This is a genomic window from Gallibacterium melopsittaci, from assembly GCF_042433085.1.
Lineage (GTDB): Bacteria > Pseudomonadota > Gammaproteobacteria > Enterobacterales > Pasteurellaceae > Gallibacterium > Gallibacterium melopsittaci.
Map to the genome: position 1 here is coordinate 28,978 of NZ_JBHLWA010000014.1, position 2,317 is coordinate 31,294.

Sequence of the window (2,317 nt, forward strand, 5' to 3'; positions counted from 1 at the left end):
ATTGAAAAAAGCGCTTTTACAACAAATGTTTGTGTCTTAAGTATTTAATTTTTCAGCTATTTTAAACAAAGAGGTTTTAATATGAGCAACAACAAAACAATCGCCAATCAAATTTGGGATATGGCCAATGAATTACGTGGCAATATGGGAGCCAGTGTGTATCAAAACTATATTCTCAGCTTCATTTTCTACCGCTATCTTTCTGAGCATCAAGAGCAGTATTTAATAGAGCATCAAATCATCACACCCAAGGCGGGGCAGACGGTTAATGCTGCTTATGCTGAAGAGGCACAAGGTAATGATTTGGCGGATTATCTGCAAGATATTAGCCAAACGCTGGGCTATGCCATTGAGCCTGCTTATACTTGGCAAAGTTTGATGGATAAAATTGATAACAACGAAATTGAACCCAAGGATTATCACGACTTAATTAACAGTTTTAACCGCAATAGTGAGCTCAATCCCGAAGCCAGCAAGGATTTCCGTGGGGTATTTAATGATTTAAATTTAGGCAGCAGCCAGCTGGGCAGCACGACCGTTGACCGTACCAAAGCATTAAATAAAGTAGTGTTGTTGGTGAATGAGATTGTTTATAAAGATGATAATGGGCGTGATATTTTAGGCGAGATTTATGAAGAGTTAATTGGCAAATTTGCTGCCAATGCTGGCAAAAAAGGCGGTGAATTTTATACGCCTCATGCGGTGAGCCAAATTCTTGCCCGATTGGTCACTTGTAATGTGCAAACCAATCAAGCGTTTCATGTGTACGACCCAACTTGTGGTTCAGGCTCATTATTGCTGACAGTAGGTAATGCTTTACCGAATGGCAAGCAAGAGGGGGCGATTAAATACTACGGGCAAGAGTTAAATACCTCAACGTATAACTTAGCCCGAATGAATTTAATGATGCACGGGGTGAGTTTTAACAATATGACCCTGTCTAATGCCGATACTTTAGAATCCGACTGGCCCGATGGTGTGGATGAAAGCGGTGTAGATCGCCCAAGACGTTTTGATGCGGTGGTTGCCAATCCGCCTTATTCTGCCAACTGGGATAACCATGAACGTAAATTAAAAGATGCCCGTTTTGCAGAATACGGCAAACTTGCCCCAAAATCCAAAGCTGATTTTGCCTTTATTTTGCATAGCTTGTATCACTTAAATGAAACAGGCACAGCAGCTATTGTGTTGCCGCATGGTGTCTTATTCCGAGGAGCCGCTGAAGGTCATATTCGTAAAATATTGATTGAAAAGAATTATATTGATGCGGTTATTGGATTGCCTGCTAATTTATTCTTTGGTACCTCTATCCCAACTTGTATTTTAGTGTTGAAGAAAAACCGCAAGACCCGAGATATACTCTTTATTGACGCAAGCCGAGATTTTGAGAAAGGCAAAAATCAAAACCATCTCAAACCCGAGCATATTGAAGCGATTGTAAAAGCCTACCAAGACCGCCAATCAGTGGAAAAATTTGCCCATTTAGCAGAAAAGCAAGAAATTGAAAATAATGATTTTAATCTGAATATTCCCCGCTATGTGGATACCTTTGAGGCAGAAGAAGAAATCAATATTGATGAGGTACTAGCACAAATCAATGCCGATAAAGCCGAGATTGCTACACTGGAAGCCGAAATTGCAGCACAACTGAAATTGTTAGGCGTGAAATTTACACTATAACGTCCAATTATCCCCTTAATCTTGCCTGCATAATATGCAGGCAATTTTTCCTAAAAACCACATTATTATAAATAAATCCTTTCTCTTGTTTTGTCTAAATAATAAGCAAAAATAAAATTTTATAGATAAAACAATAAAATATATTTTGTGTTGTTCACTTGAATTTACCGATGCTTGGGAACAGTGCAAGCTGGGGGAGGTAGTAAATTTTTTCTCAGGTTTGACGTATTCACCTGAAAACATTGTTGATGATGGAGTATTAGTTATTCGCTCATCAAATATTAAAGATGGAGAATTGGTTAATAGTGATAATGTGTATGTAAACCCTAATTACGCCAATTCAACAGTGGTAAAAACTGGAGATATTATTGTTGTTGTACGAAATGGCTCTCGAGATTTGATAGGAAAACATGCACAAGTAAAAAGCATTGAAAATCAATCTGTTATAGGTGCGTTTATGACAGGTATTCGTTACGATGTACCAGAGTTTATCAATGCTTTATTAGACACATCACAATTTAAAATTGAAATTAATAAAAATATTGGGGCAACAATAAATCAAATCACGATGAAGGAATTTAAAAAAATGCTTTTTCCTTTCCCACCCTTCCCCGAACAACAAAAAATCGGCGAATTT

The 2,317-nt window shown here is 37.9% G+C and carries 2 protein-coding genes; both read left to right on the top strand.

What is annotated here, in order from left to right:
• Positions 1 to 81 precede the first annotated feature (81 nt).
• A complete protein-coding gene (locus ACFFHT_RS03570) occupies positions 82 to 1,680 on the top strand; it encodes a type I restriction-modification system subunit M (protein WP_382373538.1) in 1,599 nt (532 codons plus the stop codon).
• Between the two features lie 145 nt (positions 1,681 to 1,825).
• A partial coding sequence (locus ACFFHT_RS03575) for a restriction endonuclease subunit S (RefSeq protein ID WP_382373540.1) occupies positions 1,826 to 2,317 on the top strand: 492 nt, incomplete at its 3' end.